The 19,986-nt window shown below is 65.6% G+C and carries 23 protein-coding genes and 1 tRNA gene; 6 read left to right on the forward strand and 18 right to left on the reverse strand.

Annotation, left to right across the window (positions count from 1 at the left end; genetic code table 11):
- Positions 1-124: 124 nt before the first annotated feature.
- The 10 genes from iscX to trmJ form a co-directional block, all read right to left on the reverse strand.
- A complete protein-coding gene (gene iscX / locus BLR75_RS25475; protein ID WP_084315071.1) occupies positions 125-325 on the reverse strand; it encodes a Fe-S cluster assembly protein IscX in 201 nt (66 codons plus the stop codon).
- A 2-nt stretch (positions 326-327) separates the two neighbouring features.
- Positions 328-666 (reverse strand): ISC system 2Fe-2S type ferredoxin, encoded by a 339-nt coding sequence (gene fdx, locus BLR75_RS25480; protein WP_084315070.1) that lies wholly within the window; start codon positions 664-666, stop codon positions 328-330.
- A gap of 6 nt (positions 667-672) precedes the next feature.
- On the reverse strand, positions 673-2,538 hold the full coding sequence (hscA, locus tag BLR75_RS25485) for a Fe-S protein assembly chaperone HscA (RefSeq protein WP_084315069.1): 1,866 nt from the start codon (positions 2,536-2,538) through the stop codon (positions 673-675).
- A 41-nt stretch (positions 2,539-2,579) separates the two neighbouring features.
- Positions 2,580-3,101 carry a co-chaperone HscB gene (gene hscB, locus BLR75_RS25490; RefSeq protein WP_084315068.1) on the reverse strand — a complete coding sequence of 174 codons (522 nt, stop codon included), beginning with the start codon at positions 3,099-3,101 and terminating at the stop codon, positions 2,580-2,582.
- Positions 3,102-3,109: 8 nt separating this feature from the next.
- Positions 3,110-3,433: an iron-sulfur cluster assembly protein IscA gene (gene iscA, locus BLR75_RS25495; RefSeq protein ID WP_084315067.1), complete on the reverse strand. Its 324-nt coding sequence runs from the start codon at positions 3,431-3,433 to the stop codon at positions 3,110-3,112.
- Between the two features lie 26 nt (positions 3,434-3,459).
- Positions 3,460-3,846 (reverse strand): Fe-S cluster assembly scaffold IscU, encoded by a 387-nt coding sequence (gene iscU, locus BLR75_RS25500; protein ID WP_084315066.1) that lies wholly within the window; start codon positions 3,844-3,846, stop codon positions 3,460-3,462.
- 26 nt (positions 3,847-3,872) lie between these two features.
- On the reverse strand, positions 3,873-5,087 hold the full coding sequence (locus BLR75_RS25505) for an IscS subfamily cysteine desulfurase (RefSeq protein WP_084315065.1): 1,215 nt from the start codon (positions 5,085-5,087) through the stop codon (positions 3,873-3,875).
- Positions 5,088-5,115: 28 nt separating this feature from the next.
- On the reverse strand, positions 5,116-5,607 hold the full coding sequence (gene iscR, locus BLR75_RS25510) for a Fe-S cluster assembly transcriptional regulator IscR (RefSeq protein WP_084315064.1): 492 nt from the start codon (positions 5,605-5,607) through the stop codon (positions 5,116-5,118).
- Positions 5,608-5,751: 144 nt separating this feature from the next.
- Entirely contained in the window at positions 5,752-6,528 is a 777-nt protein-coding gene (cysE, locus tag BLR75_RS25515) for a serine O-acetyltransferase (RefSeq protein WP_084315063.1), read from the reverse strand.
- A complete protein-coding gene (trmJ, locus tag BLR75_RS25520; protein ID WP_084315062.1) occupies positions 6,521-7,300 on the reverse strand; it encodes a tRNA (cytosine(32)/uridine(32)-2'-O)-methyltransferase TrmJ in 780 nt (259 codons plus the stop codon). The genes cysE and trmJ overlap by 8 nt, the downstream gene beginning before the upstream one ends.
- Before the next feature lie 148 nt (positions 7,301-7,448).
- On the opposite strand from trmJ, the gene suhB reads away from it, so the two are divergent.
- Entirely contained in the window at positions 7,449-8,264 is an 816-nt protein-coding gene (suhB, locus tag BLR75_RS25525) for a type III secretion system regulator SuhB (protein WP_084315061.1), read from the forward strand.
- Positions 8,265-8,323: 59 nt separating this feature from the next.
- On the opposite strand, the gene BLR75_RS25530 is transcribed toward suhB, so the two are convergent.
- The 6 genes from BLR75_RS25530 to queA all read right to left on the reverse strand — a co-directional run bounded on the left by BLR75_RS25530 (position 8,324) and on the right by queA (position 14,438).
- The gene (locus BLR75_RS25530; RefSeq protein WP_084315060.1) at positions 8,324-8,875 is read right to left on the reverse strand and encodes a glycine zipper 2TM domain-containing protein; all 552 of its coding nucleotides are present in this window, start codon (positions 8,873-8,875) and stop codon (positions 8,324-8,326) included.
- 153 nt (positions 8,876-9,028) lie between these two features.
- Entirely contained in the window at positions 9,029-9,946 is a 918-nt protein-coding gene (secF, locus tag BLR75_RS25535) for a protein translocase subunit SecF (RefSeq protein ID WP_084315059.1), read from the reverse strand.
- A 15-nt stretch (positions 9,947-9,961) separates the two neighbouring features.
- Positions 9,962-11,824 carry a protein translocase subunit SecD gene (gene secD, locus BLR75_RS25540; RefSeq protein WP_084315058.1) on the reverse strand — a complete coding sequence of 621 codons (1,863 nt, stop codon included), beginning with the start codon at positions 11,822-11,824 and terminating at the stop codon, positions 9,962-9,964.
- A gap of 64 nt (positions 11,825-11,888) precedes the next feature.
- Positions 11,889-12,230 (reverse strand): preprotein translocase subunit YajC, encoded by a 342-nt coding sequence (gene yajC / locus BLR75_RS25545; protein WP_084315057.1) that lies wholly within the window; start codon positions 12,228-12,230, stop codon positions 11,889-11,891.
- A 33-nt stretch (positions 12,231-12,263) separates the two neighbouring features.
- Positions 12,264-13,382: a tRNA guanosine(34) transglycosylase Tgt gene (gene tgt / locus BLR75_RS25550; protein ID WP_090416173.1), complete on the reverse strand. Its 1,119-nt coding sequence runs from the start codon at positions 13,380-13,382 to the stop codon at positions 12,264-12,266.
- Between the two features lie 12 nt (positions 13,383-13,394).
- Positions 13,395-14,438 (reverse strand): tRNA preQ1(34) S-adenosylmethionine ribosyltransferase-isomerase QueA, encoded by a 1,044-nt coding sequence (gene queA / locus BLR75_RS25555; RefSeq protein WP_084315055.1) that lies wholly within the window; start codon positions 14,436-14,438, stop codon positions 13,395-13,397.
- Positions 14,439-14,542: 104 nt separating this feature from the next.
- Here queA and BLR75_RS25560 point away from each other — a divergent pair.
- Positions 14,543-14,629, forward strand: a tRNA-Leu gene (locus tag BLR75_RS25560).
- Between the two features lie 73 nt (positions 14,630-14,702).
- Positions 14,703-15,209, forward strand: coding sequence for an RDD family protein (locus tag BLR75_RS25565; protein WP_084315054.1), 507 nt, complete (start codon positions 14,703-14,705; stop codon positions 15,207-15,209).
- Positions 15,210-15,261: 52 nt separating this feature from the next.
- Here the strand turns inward: BLR75_RS25565 and lptG are convergent, their stop codons facing one another.
- Positions 15,262-16,329, reverse strand: a complete 1,068-nt coding sequence (lptG, locus tag BLR75_RS25570; protein WP_084315053.1) for an LPS export ABC transporter permease LptG — start codon at positions 16,327-16,329, stop codon at positions 15,262-15,264.
- The gene (gene lptF / locus BLR75_RS25575; RefSeq protein ID WP_084315052.1) at positions 16,322-17,437 is read right to left on the reverse strand and encodes an LPS export ABC transporter permease LptF; all 1,116 of its coding nucleotides are present in this window, start codon (positions 17,435-17,437) and stop codon (positions 16,322-16,324) included. Before lptF ends, lptG begins: the two co-directional genes overlap by 8 nt.
- Positions 17,438-17,624: 187 nt before the next feature.
- On the opposite strand from lptF, the gene BLR75_RS25580 reads away from it, so the two are divergent.
- Genes BLR75_RS25580 through BLR75_RS25590 form a run of 3 tightly spaced genes read left to right on the forward strand, consistent with a single transcriptional unit; the run spans position 17,625 to position 19,956 of the window.
- A complete protein-coding gene (locus BLR75_RS25580; RefSeq protein WP_084315051.1) occupies positions 17,625-19,112 on the forward strand; it encodes a leucyl aminopeptidase in 1,488 nt (495 codons plus the stop codon).
- Entirely contained in the window at positions 19,109-19,540 is a 432-nt protein-coding gene (locus BLR75_RS25585) for a DNA polymerase III subunit chi (RefSeq protein WP_084315050.1), read from the forward strand. The genes BLR75_RS25580 and BLR75_RS25585 overlap by 4 nt, the downstream gene beginning before the upstream one ends.
- A gap of 20 nt (positions 19,541-19,560) precedes the next feature.
- Positions 19,561-19,956: a DNA polymerase III subunit chi gene (locus tag BLR75_RS25590; RefSeq protein ID WP_084315049.1), complete on the forward strand. Its 396-nt coding sequence runs from the start codon at positions 19,561-19,563 to the stop codon at positions 19,954-19,956.
- The last annotated feature ends 30 nt before the right edge of the window (positions 19,957-19,986 follow it).

A 19,986-nucleotide genomic window follows, 5' to 3' on the forward strand; every position in this document is an offset into this window, starting at 1 on the left:
CTGACGGGCCGTGCAGGAACGCTGGACTCCTGCAGGACTCACCTAAAGATAAAACCCGCGAATTATACGCGGGTTAATCACAAATGGGTACGCGCGCACGGCGCACGGCGCGCATCGCCGGAGGTCAGTCCAGCTCTTCGATCCAGGCGGCCTGGATGGCTTCCAGGACTTTCTCCCCGCCGCGCTGCGGATCGTCGCTGAATTCCGGCAGTTGGAGCACCCAGTTGTGCAGATCGACGAAGTTGACGTAGTGCGGATCGACTTCCGGCTTGCTTTCGGCGAGCTGGATGGCGATTTCCAGAACATCGGTCCATTTCAGGCTCATGATCAATGGCCCTCGGAAACCTGGTTGATGGTGTATTTGGGGATTTCCACCACCAGATCCTCGTCGCCGACCACCGCCTGGCAGGACAGGCGGGATTCCGGCTCCAGCCCCCAGGCCTTGTCCAGCATGTCGTCTTCCAGTTCGTCGGAAGACTCCATCGAATTGAAGCCCTCGCGCACGATCACGTGGCAGGTGGTGCAGGCGCAGGACATCTCGCAGGCGTGTTCGATCTCGATGCCGTTGCGCAGCGCCGCCTTCATGATGGTTTCGCCCGGCTGGGCCTCGATCACCGCGCCCTCGGGGCAGTGCTCGGCGTTCGGCAGAAAAACGATCTGCGGCATCTTCGCTTATTCCTCGATTTCGTTGAGCCGGCGGCCCGCGAGCGCGGCCTTGACGGTGGCATCCATCCGTCGCGCGGCGAAGGCGTCGGTCACCTGGGACAGACGCTTGATCTGCATTTCGATGGCCGCGGTATCGTTGCCGGCAGCCAGTTCGCGCAGGGTTTGCATGTTCGCGTCGATGACCTCGCGCTCCTCGGCGTCGAGCAGGCGCTCGCCGTCGGCATCCAGGGCCGACTGCACCGCCTCGAGCAGACGCTCGGCCTCGACCTGCTGCTCGCGCAGCGCGCGGGCGGCCATGTCGTCGCCGGCGTACTGGAAGGAGTCCTGCAGCATGCGGGCGATCTCGCCGTCGGTCAGGCCGTAGGACGGCTTGACCTGGATGCTCGCCTCGACGCCGGAACCCAGCTCGCGGGCGGACACGCCAAGCAGGCCGTCGGCATCCACCTGGAAGCTGACGCGGATCTTCGCCGCACCCGCCACCATCGGCGGAATGCCGCGCAGCTCGAAGCGCGCCAGGGAACGGCAGTCCTTGACCAGCTCGCGCTCACCCTGCAGCACGTGGATCATCATGGCCGTCTGGCCATCCTTGTAGGTGGTGAAGTCCTGGGCGCGCGCCACCGGGATGGTGGTGTTGCGCGGGATCACCTTCTCCATCAGGCCGCCCATGGTCTCGAGACCGAGGGACAGCGGGATCACGTCGAGCAGCAGCAGCTCCTCGCCGTCGCCGCGCTTGTTGCCGGCCAGGGTGTCGGCCTGGATGGCGGCGCCGATGGCCACCACCTGGTCGGGATCGATGTCGGTCAGCGGCGTCAGGCCGAACAGCTCGCCCACCGCCTGGCGCACGCGCGGCACGCGGGTGGAGCCGCCGACCATGACCACAGCAGTGACTTCCTCCTGCTCGACGGCGGAATCGCGCAACGCACGGCGGCAGGTCTTCAGGCTGCGCGCCACCATCGGCTCGATCAGCGCCTCGAAGGCCTCGCGAGTGAGTTCGCCGGTCCAGCCGGCATGGGTCACATCGACCTGCGCCGCATCGGTCAGCGCTTCCTTGGCCGCGCAGGCGACCTGCAGCAGCTGGCGCTGGGCGCCCGGGTCGAGATCGTCGGAGAGACCGGCCTGCTGGATGATCCAGCCGGCGATGGCATGGTCGAAATCGTCGCCGCCGAGGGCGGTGTCGCCGCCGGTGGCGAGCACTTCGAACACGCCGCGGGTCAGGCGCAGGATGGAGATGTCGAAGGTGCCGCCGCCCAGGTCATAGATGGCGACCACGCCTTCGGCGTTGTTGTCCAGGCCGTAGGCGACCGCCGCGGCGGTCGGCTCGTTGAGCAGGCGCAGCACGTGCAGGCCGGCGAGACGTGCGGCGTCCTTGGTGGCCTGGCGCTGGGCGTCGTCGAAATAGGCCGGAACCGTGATCACCGCACCGACCAGATCGCCGCCGAGCGTCTGCTCGGCGCGCTGGCGCAGGGTGCGGAGGATTTCCGCCGAGACTTCCACCGGGCTCTTGGCGCCCTGGACGGTCTCGATGAACGGCATGTGCGATTCGCCCTGGCTGAAGCGGTACGGCAGTTGCCCGCCGAGCTGCTTCACATCCTCCAGGCCGCGCCCCATCAGGCGCTTGACCGAGATGATGGAGTTCAGCGGGTCTTCGGCTGCGTTCTGCTTCACCGCGTCGCCGACCTCCACATGATCGGCGAGGTAGCGCACCGCGGACGGCAGGATCACGCGGCCCTGTTCGTCGGGCAGGGGTTCGGCGACGCCGCTGCGCACGGCAGCGACCAGCGAATTGGTGGTGCCCAGGTCGATCCCCACGGCCAGACGACGCTGGTGCGGCTGGGGGCTCTGTCCGGGTTCGGCGATCTGCAGTAGGGCCATGCTTTTCTAACTATGAAGCGCGCGACACGGGGCCGCGCGGATTAATCGTCGAGTCGCTCTTCGAGCTGGCGCACTTCCTGCGCCAGCTTGTCGAGAAACTGCATCCGCCGCACCAGGCGCTCTGCCTCCGCACGGCGATCCGCATCGTTCCAGCAATCGGCGAAGGCTTCGTCCAGTCGCTGCTGAGCGCTCTTCAGGTGGCGCTTGAAGGTCGCCACGCCAGCCAGGTCGGCGCTGTCCTGCAGGTCTTCCAGCTCCTCGCGCAGCTCCATCTGCTGCAGGAGGAACTCCGGGTCCTGCACCGTGGCTTCCAGCGGCAGGGCGTGACCCTGCAGGGTCAGCAGATAGAGCGCCCGGCGCGGGGCGCTCTTCAGCGTCTGGTAGGCCTCGTTCAGCTGTGCGGCGTTTTCCAGCGCCAGGCGCTGCTCACGCTCGGAAGCATCGGCGAAGCGGTCCGGATGGACGCTGCGCACCAGTTCCCGGTAGCGACCGGCCAGCTGTTCGAGGTCTATGCGAAAGTCCGGCTTGAGGTCGAACAGCGCGAAATGACAGGGTTTGCCCACGCGCGGCCTCAGACGTTGAAGCTTTCGCCGCAGCCACACTCGCCACGCACGTTCGGGTTGTTGAACTTGAAGCCCTCGTTGAGGCCTTCCTTGGTGAAGTCCAACTCCGTGCCGTCGAGGTAGACCAGGCTCTTCGGGTCGATGATGACCTTCACGCCATGGCTCTCGTAGACCAGGTCTTCCGGCGCCAGCTCGTCGACGAACTCGAGGACGTAGGCAAGACCGGAACAACCGGTGGTGCGCACGCCAAGACGGATGCCCTCACCCTTGCCGCGCCCCTCGAGGGAACGGCGAACATGAGTGGCGGCGGCTTCGGTCATGCTGATGGCCATGGGAACTCCTTGGTCGTCGGAACGGCTTAAAGCAGGCCTTTCTTCTGCTTGTAATCGCGCACGGCCGCCTTGATGGCGTCCTCGGCGAGTACCGAGCAGTGGATTTTCACCGGCGGCAGGGCCAGCTCTTCGGCGATGGTGGTGTTCTTGATCGACTCCGCCTCGTCCAGGGTCTTGCCCTTCATCCACTCGGTGGCGAGGGAACTGGAGGCGATCGCGGAACCGCAGCCGTAGGTCTTGAACTTGGCGTCTTCGATCACGCCCTGTTCGTTGACCTTGATCTGCAGGCGCATGACATCGCCGCAGGCCGGCGCGCCGACCATGCCGGTGCCGACATTCGGGTCCTCGGCGTCGAGCTTGCCGACGTTGCGCGGGTTTTCGTAGTGGTCGATGACCTTTTCACTGTACGACATGGCTAATCCTCACTTCGCGGGGCGGGTCAGTGTGCCTGCCATTCGACCTTGGACAGGTCGACACCCTCTTTGAACATATCCCACAGCGGCGACAGTTCGCGCAGCTTGGAAACGGCATTGACCACCTTGTCGGCGGCATAGTCGACTTCTTCTTCGGTGGTGAAGCGACCGAAGGTGAAGCGGATGGAGCTGTGCGCCAGTTCGTCGTTGCGGCCCAGGGCGCGCAGGACGTAGGACGGCTCGAGGGAGGCGGAGGTGCAGGCCGAACCGGAAGAGACCGCGAGGTCCTTCAGGGCCATGATCAGCGACTCGCCTTCGACGTAGTTGAAGCTGACGTTCAGGTTGTGCGGCACGCGGGCGGTCAGGCTGCCGTTCACGTACAGCTCTTCCAGGCCCTGGATCTGCTCGTAGAAGCGGTCGCGCAGGGCGAGGATGCGCTGGTTTTCCTGGTGCATTTCTTCCTTGGCGATGCGGAATGCCTCGCCCATGCCGACGATCTGGTGGGTCGCCAGGGTGCCCGAACGCATGCCGCGCTCATGGCCACCGCCGTGGGTCTGCGCCTCGAGGCGGACGCGCGGCTTGCGACGCACGTAGAGCGCGCCGATGCCCTTGGGACCGTAGGTCTTGTGGGCGGAGAAGGACATCAGGTCGACCTTGAGCTTCTCCAGGTCGATGTCCACCTTGCCGGTGGACTGGGCAGCGTCGACGTGGAACAGGATGCCGCGGGAGCGGGTCAGCTCGCCGATGGCAGCGATGTCGTTGACGGTGCCGATCTCGTTGTTCACGTGCATGACCGAAACCAGGATGGTGTCGTCACGCAGCGCGGCCTCGACCTGGGCCGGAGTGATCAGGCCGTCTTCGGTCGGGTCGAGATAGGTCACTTCGAAGCCTTCGCGCTCGAGCTGGCGGCAGGTGTCCAGCACCGCCTTGTGCTCGATCTTCGAGGTGACGATGTGCTTGCCCTTGCCGGCGTAGAAGTGCGCGACACCCTTGATCGCCAGGTTGTCGGACTCGGTGGCGCCGGAGGTCCAGACGATCTCGCGCGGATCGGCATTAACCAGTTCGGCGACCTGGCGGCGGGCGTTTTCCACCGCTTCCTCGGCCTTCCAGCCGAACACGTGGGAACGCGAGGCCGGGTTGCCGAAATTGCCGTCCACCAGCAGGCAGTCAGCCATTTTCTGAGCGACACGCGGATCCACCGGGGTCGTGGCGGAGTAGTCGAGGTAAATCGGCAATTTCATCAGGTAACTCCTACAGGCTGGCGTTCGCTCAATCGATGGCGGACGCTTCTATCTTGTCGAGGCGTGGCGTCTTGCTGGAACAGCGGCGCTCGTCCTGGCGCTGGGCGACCTCTTGGACCTCACGGCGCTCGACCAGGTCGGCGAGGCTGATGCCGCTGAGGAACTCATGAATCTGCTGGCTGAGATCGCACCACAGGTGGTGCGTCAGGCAGGTGTCGCCCGAATGGCAATCGCCCTGCCCCTGGCAGCGCGTTGCGTCGACCGACTCGTTGACCGCATCGATCACCTGGGCGACGTGGATGACGGCCATGTCACGGGAAAGCTGGTAGCCACCTCCCGGTCCGCGAACGCTGACGACCAGATTGCCACGGCGCAATTTGGCGAACAGCTGCTCGAGATAGGAAAGGGAGATGCCCTGGCGCTCCGAGATATCCGCAAGAGATACCGGGCCGCGCTGAGCATGCAACGCCAGATCGAGCATGGCGGTTACGGCATAGCGGCCTTTGGTGGTCAATCGCATGGGGAATTCCCGAGAAAATCGCTGGACTGGCGCAAGTATCACTTTTCCCGACTATTTAAGTCAACTATAAGACCTATCAAAATACTCGGAATTAGCCAGCCCACGAACGGCGCGGGATTCTAGCAGACCGCGCCGGGCGGCGCATCACTGCGCCGCCTTGTCCTCGGCATCCTTGACGCCGGCGAAGTCCTCGTCGCGCAGCGCCGGAAGCTCCTTGGCGGAATAGCCGCAGCCCAGGGTGGACAGGGCCTTGCCCATGTCTTCCAGGCGCCCGTCGACGGCCTGCAGGTGGTCGAGCAACTGACCGATGGCACGCGCCACCGGGTCGGGCATGTCCTCGGTCACGCCGTAGGCGTCGAAGCCGATCTTCTCGGCCATGGCCTGGCGCTTGGCCTGCAGCTCGTCGTCGGCCTTCATGATGATGCGTCCCGGAATGCCGACCACGGTCGCCCCCGGGGGAACTTCCTTGGTCACCACGGCGTTCGAGCCGACCTTGGCGCCCGCGCCCACGGTGAACGGGCCGAGCACCTTGGCGCCGGCGCCGACCACCACCCCGTCGTCCAGGGTCGGGTGGCGCTTGCCCTTGTTCCAGCTGGTGCCGCCGAGGGTCACGCCCTGGTAGAGGGTGACGTCGTTGCCGATCTCCGCGGTCTCGCCGATGACGATGCCCATGCCGTGGTCGATGAAGAACCGCCGGCCGATCTTCGCGCCCGGGTGGATCTCGATGCCGGTCAGCCAGCGGCCGAAGTTGGACACCAGGCGCGCCAGCCATTTCCAGCCGGAGGTCCACAGCAGATGGGCCAGGCGGTGCAGCCACACCGCATGCAGGCCCGGATAGCAGGTGAGCACCTCGAAGGCATTGCGCGCTGCCGGGTCGCGATGGAATACGCTCTGGATATCTTCGCGCACACGCTCAAACATCTTCATCACTCCGCTTGTAGGACACACCACGTGCAACTTTCTGCGTTTCGGTAAGGATACCGCGCAGGATATTCATCTCCAGCTTGCTGATGCCGCTGCGCCCATACAGGCGTCGCAGACGGGACATCAGATGTCGCGGCTTCTCCGGGTCGAGGAAGCCGATGTCCACCAGCGTCCTTTCCAGATGCTCGTAGTACAGCTCCAGCTCGTCGGCCGTGGCCGGCTGGCTGTTGAGCATGGCGGTGGTTTCCAGCTTCTCCACCTTGGTCGGCTGCCCCTCGGCGGCCAGCCAGGCCATGCGCACCTCGTAGGCCAGCACCTGCACCGCGGTCGCCAGGTTCAGCGAGCTGAACTCCGGGTTCGCCGGGATATGCACATGGTACTGGCAACGCTGCAATTCCTCGTTGGTCAGGCCGGCGTACTCGCGACCGAACACCAGCGCCACCTCGCCGCCCTGCTCCGCATGCTGCAGGGTGGTGGTCGCGCACTCGCGCGGATCGAGCAGCGGCCAGGGAATGCGCCGGTCCCGCGCACTGGTGCCGAGCACCAGGCTGCAGCCCGTCAGCGCTTCCTCAAGGGTCGGCACCACCTGCGCCGAGTCGAGGATGTCGGTCGCCCCCGAAGCGCGGGCAACCGCCTCGCTGCTGGGGAAATCCTCCGGCTCCACCAGCACCAGGCGCGACAAGCCCATGTTCTTCATCGCACGGGCCGCGCCGCCGATATTGCCGGGATGGCTGGTATTGACCAGCACCACACGAATTCTGTCGAGCAACGCCAGCGCTCTCCACGTAAAGCGAAAAAGGAACGGAATCCTACCGCAGCAGTCGGTCTTGCGCCACGCAAGCGACGGGCCGCCTCACCCGTGACGCACTTTTCTGCTAGAATGGCCGGCTTTCTTTAACGACCCAGGTGAACTCTCCATGCAGCCTATGCTGAACATCGCCCTGCGCGCCGCCCGCAGCGCGGGTGAACTGATCTTCCGTTCCATCGAACGCCTGGACAGCCTCTCGGTCAACGAGAAAGACGCCAAAGACTACGTCACCGAAGTCGACCGCGCCGCCGAACTGCACATCGTCAGCGCGCTGCGCAAGGCCTACCCGAACCACGGCATCATGGGCGAGGAAGGCGGCCTGCTGGAGGGCTCCGGAGAAGGCGCCGACTACCTGTGGATCATCGATCCGCTGGACGGCACCACCAACTTTATCCACGGCGTTCCGCACTTCGCGATCAGCATCGCCTGCAAGTACAAGGGCCGCCTGGAACATGCCGTGGTGCTCGACCCGGTGCGCCAGGAAGAATTCACCGCCAGCCGCGGCCGTGGCGCCGCCCTCAACGGCCGCCGCCTGCGCGTGAGCAACCGCAAGAGCCTGGAAGGCGCGCTGCTCGGCACCGGCTTCCCGTTCCGCGACGGGCAGATGGACAACCTCGACGCCTACCTCGGCATGTTCCGCTCGCTGGTCGGCCAGACCGCCGGCATCCGCCGCGCCGGCGCCGCCAGCCTGGACCTGGCCTACGTCGCCGCGGGCCGCTTCGATGCCTTCTGGGAGTTCGGCCTGTCCGAATGGGACATGGCGGCGGGCGCCCTGCTGGTGCAGGAAGCCGGCGGCCTGGTGAGCGACTTCACCGGCAGCCATGAATTCCTCGAAAAGGGCCACATCGTGGCCGGCAACACCAAGTGCTTCAAGGCGCTGCTGACCAGCATCCAGCCGCACCTGCCGCCGTCGCTGAAGCGCTGAGGCGACCGCGCAAAAAGAAACCCGGCCTTGGCCGGGTTTCTTTTTGCCTGCGGAAAAGATCATTCCATCGGACGCTGCTGCGGATCGAGCAGCACCAGCTGGCCGTCCCGCACCGGGATCTGCGCGCCCGGATCGTGATCCATGCGCACCTGGCCGGCCTTGCCGTCCAGCAGGTACTTCACGTCGTAGCCGACGACTTTCTCGCTGGTATCGTGAACCGTGCTGCAGCGGGTCTCGGTGGTGGTGTAGGTATCACGCTGCTGCATGCCCTCCTGCACCTTGTTGCCCGCATAACCGCCGCCGACGGCGCCCGCCACGGTGGCGATCTTCTTGCCGGTGCCGCCGCCGATCTGGTTGCCCAGCAGGCCGCCAGCGATGGCGCCGATCGCCGTACCGGCGATCTGGTGCTGGTCCTTCACCGGGCGCTGGTGAGTGACGGTGACGTCCTTGCACACCTCGCGCGGGGTCTTGATGGTCTCCTTGACCGGCTGCACAGCGAGCACCTCGGCGTAGGCGGGAGCACGGTCGACCAGGCTGTAGGTGGCGACCGCGCCACCCGCCGTGACACCTATTGCGCCCAGCACGGTACCGATGAGCATCGACTTGTTCACATGAACCTCCTGACTTGATTCGGGACCTCGCCCTATTCCTGGCCTTGGAGTGAAAAAGGCGTCGGAAAGTTCCATATTTCTCGTCTGAAAATGCCCAGAAACAGAAACTCCCGCCGAAGCGGGAGTCCTGTTGATAGCTGAAAGCGGAGGGCGTCAGGGACGCTCGTCGACTTCCTTGGTCTGCGGCGGAATCAGATCCTCGGGAGCCAGCTTCAGCCAGATCAGCACCACGTTGGCGATGTAGATCGACGAGTAGGTGCCCGCCAGCACGCCGACGAACAGCGCGATGGAGAAGCCGAACAGGTTGTCGCCGGCGAAGAACAGCAGCGCGACGATCGCCAGCAGGGTAGAGATCGAGGTCGCCATGGTCCGCAGCAGGGTCTGCGAGGTCGAGATGTTGATGTTCTCGATCAGGCTGGCCTTGCGCAGCACCCGGAAGTTCTCGCGGATACGGTCGAACACCACGATGGTGTCGTTCAGCGAGTAGCCGATGATCGCCAGCACCGAGGCCAGCACGGTGAGATCGAAGGTGATCTGGAAGAACGACAGGATGCCCATGGTGACGATGACGTCGTGCACCAGCGAGACGATGGCGCCCACGGCGAACTTCCACTGGAAGCGGAAGCCGACGTAGACCAGGATGCCGCCCAGGGCCAGCAGCATGCCCAGGCCACCCTGGTCACGCAGCTCTTCACCCACCTGCGGACCGACGTACTCCACCCGCTTCAGGCTGGCCGGGTTCTGCGCATCGGCCGCCTGGAGGGCGCTGGCGACCTTCTTGCCGAGTTCCGGGTCCTCGCTGGGCATGCGCACCAGCACGTCGCGGGTGTCGCCGAAGCTCTGCACCACGGCTTCACCGTAGCCCGCCCCGACCAGCTGCTCACGCACCTTGCCGAGGTCGGCGGGCTGCTCGTAGTTCAGCTCGATCAGCGTACCGCCGGTGAAGTCCAGGCCGAAGTTGATGCCCTTGGTGAACCAGCTGAACAGCGCGAGCAGGGTCAGGGCGAGGGTGGCGGCGAACGCAACGTTGCGCACGCCCATGAAATTGATGGTTCCGATCTTGACTTTCATATGACAGCCCCCGCCTTAGATCCACAGCTTCTTGAAGTCGCGCCCACCGAAGATCAGGTTGACCATTGCGCGGGTGACCATGATGGCCGTGAACATCGAGGTGAGGATGCCGAGCGACATGGTGACGGCGAAGCCCTTCACCGGACCGGTACCCATGGCGTAGAGGATGCCGCCCACCAGCAGCGACGTCAGGTTGGCGTCGACGATGGCGGTGAAGGCGCGATCGAAGCCTTCATGGATCGCCCGCTGCACGGACATGCCATTGGCCAGCTCCTCGCGGATCCGCGAGAAGATCAGCACGTTGGCGTCCACCGCCATGCCCATGGTCAGCACGATACCGGCGATGCCGGGCAGCGTCAGGGTGGCCCCGAGGATCGACATCAGCGCCACCAGCAGCACCATGTTGAAGGCCAGCGCCACGGTAGCGATGAGACCGAAGAACATGTAGATGACGATGATGAACACCGACACGAAGAGCATGCCCCAGAGGGAAGCGTCGACACCCTTGGCGATGTTGTCGGCACCCAGGCTCGGGCCGATGGTGCGTTCCTCGGCGAAGTACATCGGCGCGGCCAGGCCACCGGCGCGCAGCAGCAGGGCCAGTTCGGACGATTCGCCCGGCGCGTCGAGGCCGGTGATGCGGAACTGGTTGCCGAGCGGCGACTGGATGGTCGCCAGGCTGATGATCTTCTTCTCTTCCTTGAACGCCGGAACCGCGACTTCCTGCTCGACGCCGTCGACCACCTGCCTGGTATAGCGGGTGATCGGCTTCTGCTCGATGAACACCACGGCCATGCTGCGGCCGACGTTGTTGCGGGTGGCACGGTTCATCAGCTCGCCGCCATGGCCATCCAGACGGATGTTGACCTGCGGGCGACCGTTCTCGTCGTAGCTGGCGCTGGCATCGGTGACCTGGTCACCGGTGATGATCACGCCGCGCTCCAGCTGGACCGGCGGACGGCGCGGCTCGCGGAACTCGAAGGTCTCGGTGGAGGAGCGCAGCGCATCCGGCTCGGCGGCCAGGCGGAACTCCAGGTTGGCGGTCTTGCCGAGAATCCGCTTGGCCTCGGCGGTGTCCTGCACGCCGGGCAGCTCGACCACGATGCGGTTGGCGCCCTGGCGCTGCACCAGCGGCTCGGACACACCCAGCTCGTTGACGCGGTTGCGGACGGTGGTGAGGTTCTGCTTGATCGAGTATTCGCGGATTTCCGCCAGCTTGGCGGGCGTCATGCTCAGGCGCAGGACCTGCATGTCGTTGCGCTCGGCCTGGGTCACCTCGAAATCGCGGAAGTCCCTGGCGATCAGCGCGCGGGCCTTGTCCAGCTGCTCCTCTTCGGTGAAGCCGAGCTGGATGGCGCGATCCTGCACCGGCAGGCTGCGGTAGCGCAGGCGCTCCTTGCGCAGGGCGCTCTTCACTTCGCTCTCGTAGACCTTCAGGCGCGCATCGACGGCCTTGTCCATGTCCACTTCGAGCAGGAAGTGCACGCCACCGGACAGGTCCAGGCCGAGCTTCATCGGGCTGGCGGCCAGCTTGCGCAGCCAGTCCGGAGTGGTCTGGGCGAGGTTCAGGGCGACCACGTAGTCGTCGCCCAGCGCGCGGCGGACGATGTCCTTGGCCGGCAGCTGGTCTTCCTGGCGGACCAGGCGGATCAGCGCGCTGCTCTTGCCGACGGAGCCGGCCTTGACGGCGATGTTGGCGTCGGCCAGAGCCTTGCTGGCCTTGTCCACGTCGGCCTGGGTGATGCTCAGCGCGGTGCTCGCGCCGCTGATCTGGATGGCCGGATCGTCGGGATAAAGGTTGGGCGCGGAATAGATGAAGCCGACGGTGAGAACCGCCAGGATCAGCAGATACTTCCACAGGGGATATTTGTTGAGCATGACACCGCCCGTTTATGACGCGGGGCGCTTCATGCGCCCCGTCGGTAGTTATATCGGTACTGGATCAGATGGCCTTCAGAGTGCCCTTCGGCAGGGTCGCGGCGATGGCGCCCTTCTGGAACTTCAGCTCGACGTTGGCAGCAACCTCGACCACGACGAAATCGTCGGCGACCTTGATCACCTTGCCGGCGATGCCAGCCGAGGTGACCACCTCGTCGCCCTTCTGCAGAGCGGACAGCAGGTTCTTGTGCTCCTTGTTCCGCTTGGCCTGGGGGCGCCAGATCATCAGGTAGAAGATGACCAGGAAACCAACCAGGAACACCCACTCGAAACCGGTGCCGGCCGGGCCGGCGGCGGCAGCGGCCGGAGCGGTGTCGGCGAAGGCGGCGGGAATCAGAAAGCTCATTGAAAACTCCTGTGGCAAATACTTGAAATGAGGTCACTCGGCCAGCGGCGGCGTCGGGAGGCCGCGCCGGGCGTAGAAGGCATCGACAAAGTTCGCAAATGTACCCTGTTGGATTGCCTCGCGCAAACCAGCCATAAGCCGTTGATAATGCCGCAAGTTATGGATGGTGTTGAGCATGCTGCCGAGCATCTCGCCGCACTTGTCCAGGTGGTACAGGTAGGCGCGGGAGAAGTTGCTGCAGGTGTAGCAGTCGCAGGTCGGGTCCAGCGGGGATTCGTCGTGCTTGTGCACCGCGTTGCGGATCTTGATCACGCCGGTATCGACGAACAGGTGACCGTTGCGGGCGTTGCGGGTCGGCATCACGCAATCGAACATGTCGACGCCGCGGCGCACACCTTCCACCAAATCCTCCGGCTTGCCGACCCCCATCAGGTAACGGGGTTTGTCCGCCGGCATGTGCGGCGGCAGGAAGTCCAGCACGCGGATCATCTCTTCCTTCGGCTCGCCCACCGACAGGCCGCCGATGGCCAGGCCGTCGAAGCCGATTTCCTGCAGCCCTTCCAGCGAGCGCATGCGCAGCTCTTGGTGCATGCCGCCCTGGACGATGCCGAACAGCGCCGACGGGCTGTCGCCGTGGGCGATCTTCGAGCGTTTGGCCCAGCGCAGCGACAGCTCCATGGAGCGCTTGGCCACGTCGAATTCCGCGGGATACGGCGTGCATTCGTCGAAGATCATCACGATGTCCGAGCCCAGCGCGCGCTGCACCGCCATCGACTCTTCCGGCCCCATGAAGACCTTGGCGCCATCCACCGGCGAGGCGAAGTACACGCCCTCCTCCTTGATCTTGCGCAGCGCGCCCAGGCTGAACACCTGGAAACCGCCGGAGTCCGTCAGAATTGGCCCTTTCCATTGCATGAAATCGTGAAGGTCGCCGTGCTTGCCGATCACCTCGGTCCCCGGGCGCAGCCACAGGTGGAAGGTGTTGCCGAGGATGATCTGCGCGCCGATGCCCTCGATGTCGCGCGGCAGCATGCCCTTCACCGTGCCGTAGGTGCCCACCGGCATGAACGCGGGGGTTTCCACCACGCCACGAGGGAACGTCAGGCGGCCGCGACGGGCCTTGCCATCGGTAGCCAGCAGCTCGAAATTCATGAAACTCATGGATCAGACCTCGGGTCCGCGCGGCGCGGGATTGCGGGTGATGAACATGGCATCACCGTAGCTGAAGAAGCGGTAACCCTGCTCCACCGCCGTGGCGTAGGCGGCCATCGTCTCCGGGTAGCCGGCGAAGGCCGAGACCAGCATCAGCAGCGTGGACTCGGGCAGGTGGAAGTTGGTCACCAGGGCGTCGACCACATGGAAGGGCCGGCCGGGGTAGATGAAGATGTCGGTATCGCCGCTGAACGGCTTGAGTTCGCCATCGCGCGCGGCGCTTTCCAGCGAGCGCACGCTGGTGGTGCCGACCGCCACCACGCGGCCGCCGCGCGCGCGGCAGGCGGCCACGGCGTCGACGACGTCCTGGCCGACTTCCAGCCATTCGTGGTGCATCCTGTGCTCTTCGATGCGCTCCACCCGCACCGGCTGGAAGGTGCCGGCGCCGACGTGCAGGGTGACGAACGCGGTTTCCACGCCCTTCGCGCGGATCGCCTCGAGCAGCGCCTCGTCGAAGTGCAGCCCGGCGGTGGGTGCGGCCACCGCGCCGGCGCGCTCGGCGTAGACCGTCTGGTAGCGCTCGCGGTCGTCCGCTTCGTCCGGACGATCGATGTAGGGCGGCAGCGGCATGTGGCCGACCCGTTCCAGCAGCGGCAGCACTTCCTCGGCGAAGCGCAGCTCGAACAGCGCGTCGTGGCGCTGCAGCATCTCCGCCTCGCCGCCGCCCTCGATGAGGATGGTCGAACCCGGCTTGGGCGATTTGCTCGAACGCACGTGGGCCAGCACGCGGTGGCTGTCCAGCACGCGTTCGACGAGGATTTCCAGCTTGCCGCCGGAAGCCTTCTGGCCGAACAGGCGCGCCGGGATCACCCGGGTATTGTTGAACACTATCAGGTCGCCCGGGCGCAGCAGTTCCAGCACATCGGCGAATTGCCGGTGCGCCAGTTCGCCGCTCGGGCCGTCCAGCACCAGCAGGCGGCTGGCGCGGCGTTCGGCGAGCGGATGGCGGGCGATCAGGTTGTCGGGCAGGTCAAAATGAAAATCGGCGACACGCATGGGGGACTATCTCGAAGGGCCGCATATCTTAAAGGAATTGCGTTTTTCTGACCACGCGCGCCGATTGACCGGCGCAGAGCCGCTCCCTATACTCCGCCGCCATTGCCTCGGTGGCGGAATCGGTAGACGCGGCGGATTCAAAATCCGTTTCTGGCGACAGAGTGAGAGTTCGAGTCTCTCCCGAGGCACCAAAAACACCAGAAGAACCCGCCTCGGCGGGTTTTTTCATGCCCGCGTGTTTTTCGCGCCGCGCAGGGGAATGCCATGTCCAGACGAACACTCGAACCCAGGGGCGATTTCGCCGCTGCCAGCCTGATCCGCCGTTTCGCGGCGATGTTCTACGACTTCCTGCTCTGCGTCGCGCTGCTGATGGTGGTCACCCTGATCTACCAGCAGGGCATCCTGCGCCTGATCCTCGGTGGCGATCGCCTCAAACAGCTCGCCGATCAGGGCGGCCTGATCGGCGACCCGCTGCTGTCCAGCCTGCTGTTCCTCAGCCTGTTCGCCTTCTTCGCCAAGTTCTGGACCCACAGCGGCCAGACCCTCGGCATGCAGGTCTGGGGCATCCGCGTGCAGAACCCGGACGGCTCGGCCATCAGCCTGATGCAGGCGCTGCTGCGCTTCGTCATCGCCATCGGCTCCTGGCTGTGCCTGGGCCTCGGCTTCCTGTGGATGCTCTGGGACAAGGACAAGCGCACCTGGCACGACCGCTACTCGGAAAGCGTTGTGGTGCAGATACCCAAGGCGATCAGGAAGGGACAGGGAAAATGAAGAAAGCCGGCGATCGCCGGCTTTCTTCATGGGTTCTGCGCAGAGGCGAAGCTCACCCCGCCCGCCTGAGCAGCCAGGCCCCGGCCAGCGCGCAGATCAGCGCCGGCACCAGCACCGCCAGCAGCGGCGGGAAGTTGAAGACCTGGCTGGCCGGGCCGAGCAGGTCCTGGGCGATGCGGAAGGTGAAGCCCACCAGCACGCCGGTGAAGATGCGCTGGCCAAGCGTCACCGAACGCAGCGGACCGAAGATGAAGGAAATCGCCATCAGCACCAGCGCCGCGGTCACCAGCGGCTGCAGGACCTTGGTCCAGAACGCCAGCCAGTAGCGATCGGTGCTCAGGCCCTGCTCGCGGAGATAGTGGATGTAGCGCCACAGCCCGCTGATCGACAGGGCCTCCGGCTCCATCACCACGGTGTTGAGCAGTTGCGGGCTGAGCTGTACGTCCCACTCCTCGGTGGCCGCATTGCGCACTTCGCTGCGCTTCTGGTCGGCCAGCAGGACGGTGGTGGTCACGTCTTCCAGCAGCCAGCGATCTTCCTGGAAGGTCGCGCGCCTGGCGAAGCTGGCGGTCTGCAGATGATGCTCGCTATCGAAGTGGTAGCGCGTTACCCCGTACAGCACGCCATTGGGCTGCACCGCGTTGATGTGGATGAACTCGTCGCCCTGGCGGTGCCACAGGCCGCGCTTGGCGCTCTGCGCGCCGTGGCCGCTCTGCGCCAGGGCCCGGCCGCTCTGGGCCAGGGTTTCGGTCCAGGGCACGATGTATTCGCCGACCAGGATGCCGACGAACATCAGCACCAGCATCGGTTTCATCACCGCCCAGACGATCTGCGACAGGGAAACCCCGGCAGCGCGCATGATGGTCAGCTCGCTGCTGCTGGCCAGGCTGCCGAGGCCGATCAGGCAGCCGATCAGCGCCGCCATCGGCAGCATGTCGTAGGCGCGGCTGGGCGCGGTGAGGAAGACGAACTTGAGCGCCTCGGTGACGGTGTAGCTGTCGTCCAGCGAGCCGAGCTGGTCGATGAAGGCGAACAGCAGGGCCAGGCCGAGGATCACCCCGAGCACCCCGAGGATGCTGAAGAACACCGTGGTGCCGATATAGCGGTTCAGCTTAACCATGGGCCAGCCTCCTCGCGCGGCGGGCATCCCACTTCAGCCGCGCCGGCTCCCAGTAGAGCAGCGCCAGGCCGATCGCCAGGAAGATGCCATGCACCCACCAGAGGCCGAGGCTGAAGGGAATCTTGCCCTTGTCGAGCATGCCGCGGGCGGCGATGAGCAGAGCCAGGTAGGTCATATAGAGAAGCACGGCAGGCAGCAGTTTGAGGAAGCGGCCCTGGCGCGGATTGACCCTCGACAGCGGCACCGCGAGCAGGGTGACGACGAACACCAGCAGCGGAATGGAGAAACGCCACTGCAGTTCCGAGCGGTAGCGCGGGTTGTCGCTGCCGAACAGCTCGGAGGTGGGGATGGCGTCGCGATCGTCGATCTCGCTGCTCACTTCCGGCTTCGGCAGCAGCACGCCGTAGGTGTCGTACTTGATCGCGCGGTAGTCGGCCTGCCCCGGCGTGCCGTCGTAGCGGTAGCCGTCGTGGAGGATCAGGTAGCGGCTGCCGTCGGCATGGATTTCCTGCACGCCCTTCTCCGCCACCAGCAGGGAGATGCCGCGGTCCTTGCCGCTGCTGGAGGCATTCCGGTCGGAAATGAAGATGCCGCCCAGCGCGGTGCGGTCGCTCGACAGGGTCTCGGTGTAGGTCACCCGGGTGCCGTCCTTCATGGACTGGAAGCGCCCCGGCGCCAGGGTATCGAACTCGGTCATCGCGTCCTGCTTGTTCAGCAGCAGCTGCATCTGCGCGATGCCCTGCGGCGCCAGCGACAGGCTCAGCCAGGCCACGATCGCGGCCACCACGGTGGCCGGGATCAGGGTGTAGCCGAACAGGCGCTGCTGGCTCATGCCGGTGGCGGAAAGCACAGTCATCTCGCTTTCCAGGTACAGGCGGCCATAGGCGAGAAGGATGCCGAGGAACAGCCCCAGCGGCAGGATCAGCTGGAGGAAGCCGGGCAGGCGCACTCCCATGATCATGAACAGGGCGCCGGGGTCCAGCATGCCCTGGGCGGCCTGCGCCAGGTACTTGATGAAACGGCCACTCATGATGATCACCAGCAGTACGGCGCTGACCGCACTGAGGGTCACCATCACTTCGCGGGACAGATAACGGAAGACAATCAAACCGGACACTCCAGGGTTGTCACGCTCGGGCGGCTACGCTCAAACTAGCCGCCTTGAAGCATCGCCGCCCGCGCTCGTACGCAAGCGGCGAAAATAGCCGGCATTATCCTGCGATTCGCCAGGCCTGTCACTGCGCAGGGCCACGCAGACCACCTCGCCATTCAGAGCCTTCCCGGGGACACCCAAAATGGAATTCCTTGTCAAAAGCGCACGTCCGGAAACCCTGAAAACCGCCACCCTGGTCATCGCCGTCGGCGAGGGCCGCAAGCTCGGCGCCACCGCCCAGGCCGTGGACCAGGCCACCGGCGGCGCCATCGCCAGCCTGCTCAAGCGCGGCGATCTGGCCGGCAAGGTCGGCCAGACCCTGCTGCTGCAGAACCTGCCGAACCTCAAGGCCGAGCGTGTGCTGCTGGTGGGTGCCGGCAAGGAACGAGAACTATCCGACCGCCAATACCGCAAACTGGTTTCCTCGGTCCTCGGCAGCCTGAAGACTCTCGGCGGCAGCGACGCCGTACTGGCCCTCGGCGATCTCGCGGTGAAAGGCCGCAGCGCCCACGGCAAGGCGCGCCTGCAGGTGGAGACCCTGGCCGACGGCGTCTACGTGTTCGACCGCTACAAGAGCCAGAAGGCCGATGCGCTCAAGCTGAAGAAGATCACCCTGCTCGCCGACAAGGCCGATGCCGCCGCCGTCGAGCAGGCCGCGAAGGAAGCCCGGGCCATCGCCAACGGCATGGCGCTGACCCGCGACCTCGGCAACCTGCCGCCGAACGTCTGCCACCCGACCTTCATGGGCGAGCAGGCCAGGGCCCTGGCCAAGGAGTACAAGGGCCTGAAGGTGGAAGTGCTCGACGAGAAGAAGCTGCGCGACCTCGGCATGGGCTCCTTCCTCGCCGTCGCCCAGGGCAGCGAGCAGCCGCCGCGGCTGATCGTCCTGCAGTACAACGGCGGCAGGAAGGAGGACGCGCCGCACGTGCTGGTCGGCAAGGGCATCACCTTCGACACCGGCGGCATCAGCCTGAAACCGGGCCTCGGCATGGACGAGATGAAGTTCGACATGTGCGGCGCCGCCAGCGTGCTCGGCACCTTCCGCGCTGTGCTGGAACTGCAGCCGGCGATCAACCTGGTCGGCCTGCTCGCCTGCGCCGAGAACATGCCCAGCGGCCGCGCCAGCCGCCCGGGCGACATCGTCACCACCATGAGCGGGCAGACCGTCGAGATCCTCAACACCGACGCCGAAGGCCGCCTGGTGCTGTGCGACACCCTGACCTACGCCGAGCGCTTCAAGCCGCAGTCGGTGGTGGACATCGCCACCCTCACCGGCGCCTGCATCGTCGCCCTGGGCAGCAATACCTCGGGCCTGATGGGCAACAACGACGCCCTGGTCCGCCAGTTGCTCAAGGCCGGCGAGCAGGCCGACGACCGCGCCTGGCAGTTGCCGCTGTTCGACGAGTACCAGGAACAGCTGGACAGCCCGTTCGCCGACATCGCCAACATCGGCGGGCCGAAGGCCGGCACCATCACCGCCGGCTGCTTCCTCTCGCGCTTCGCCAAGAAGTACCACTGGGCGCACCTGGACATCGCCGGCACCGCCTGGATCAGCGGCGGCAAGGAAAAAGGTGCCACCGGCCGCCCGGTGCCGCTGCTGACCCAGTACCTGCTGGATCGCGTGAAGTGACCACCCGCGTCGACTTCTATGTTCTGCCCAGCGCCGATCCCGACGCGCGCCTGGGCTTCGCCTGCCGCCTCGCCGCCAAGGCGTGGCGGGAAGGCATGCGCGTCTACCTGCTGTGCGCCGACGCCGCCCAGCGCGACAGTCTGGACGCCCGCCTGTGGAGCTTCCGTGGCGAGGCGTTCATCCCCCACAGCGACATGGAAGAAGATTCCGCCGCGCCGGTGGCCCTCGGCCTCGGCGCGCCGCCGGAAGGCCAGCGCGACCTGCTGATCAACCTGACCCTGGCCATCCCGGAATTCGCCCCGCGTTTCGCGCGCATCGCCGAGCTGGTGGTGGAGGAACCCTCGATCCGCCAGGCGGCGCGGGAGAATTTCCGAACCTATCGCCAACAAGGCTATCCTTTGGATACCCATCCGCTGCCGCGTCCTTGACTGCCGCACAACGACGAGCCATGGAAAACCACAAGCCTCCGAAAGATCCCGATCACCTGCTGGACGATCTCGAATCGATCCACGAACTGCTTGGCGAGTCGGACAACGAGTCGCTGACCGAGTCCTTCCAGGCGGACAACATTCCGCTGCTGTCCGACGTGGTCTCCCCCGCCCCGCGCCCGCCAGTGGACGAGCCTGAGGAGATCGAGGAAGAACTGGAGATCGAGCCGCCACTGCTGACCACCCAGGTCACCACCCTCTCCAGCGAGCAGGCCAGACTGGACAAGGAACTGCGCGCCGCCGCCCAGTTGCTCCTGCAGGACGTGATCGACGACTTCGTGCCGCAGATCGAAGCGGAACTGCAGCGCCGCCTGGAAGCGCGCCTGCAGTGGATGCTGGCCCAGCGCAAGCCCTGACCGCCCCGCCGCCTTCCCTGCAGGAGCGAG

The sequence above is a fragment of the Pseudomonas jinjuensis genome (assembly GCF_900103845.1).
Taxonomy (GTDB): Bacteria; Pseudomonadota; Gammaproteobacteria; order Pseudomonadales; family Pseudomonadaceae; genus Pseudomonas; species Pseudomonas jinjuensis.